The 629-nt window shown below is 75.0% G+C and carries 1 protein-coding gene; it reads left to right on the top strand.

The annotated features are described in order from the left end of the window. Positions 1-629: polyketide synthase dehydratase domain-containing protein (locus tag IEZ07_RS35325; RefSeq protein WP_191898778.1), on the top strand; the 629-nt coding region annotated here is incomplete at both ends.

Genomic DNA, 629 nt, shown 5'->3' with positions numbered 1-629 from the left:
TGGCGCTGCCGGAGGCGGTGCGTGGTGAGGCCGGGGGGTTCGGGGTGCATCCGGCGTTGCTGGACAGTGCGATGCATGCGCTGCTGGTGGCGGGTGGCGGGGAGCGGGAGGAGGCGGTGCTGCCGTTCGCGTGGGGCGGGGTGGTGCTGCATGCGGGTGGGGCGTCGGTGGCGCGGGTGAGGATCGCTCCGGCGGGTGGGGATGCGGTCGGGGTGGTGCTGGCCGATGAGGAGGGCCGGCCGGTGGTGTCGGTGGGGTCGCTGGTGTCGTTGCCGGTGGCGTTGGAGCGGTTGGGTGGGGCGGCGGTGTCGGTGGGCGACTCGTTGTTCCGGTTGGAGTGGGTCGGGGTTCCTGCGGCGGTTGCCGGTTCCTCCGCGGTCCCGGTGTCGTGGGGGCGGTGGGGCGCGCTGCCGGAGGGGGCCGAGGTGCCCGAGGCGGTGGTGTTCGAGTGCCCGGTGCCTGGTGGCGGGGTTCCCGGATCGGACACGCCGGACGTGTCCGGGGCGGACGTGTCGGATGCGTCCGGGGCAGAGATGTCCAGGACGGGCGTGTCGGATGTGCCCGGGGCGGTGCGGTCGGTCGTGGCCGAGGTGCTGGGGGTGGTGCAGGCGTGGCTGGCCGAGGAGCGG

Source organism: Planomonospora parontospora, from assembly GCA_014647935.1.
Classification (GTDB): domain Bacteria; phylum Actinomycetota; class Actinomycetes; order Streptosporangiales; family Streptosporangiaceae; genus Planomonospora; species Planomonospora parontospora.
The sequence above is the reverse complement of the archived record's forward strand: the minus strand, read 5'-3'. Positions and strand labels throughout refer to the sequence as shown.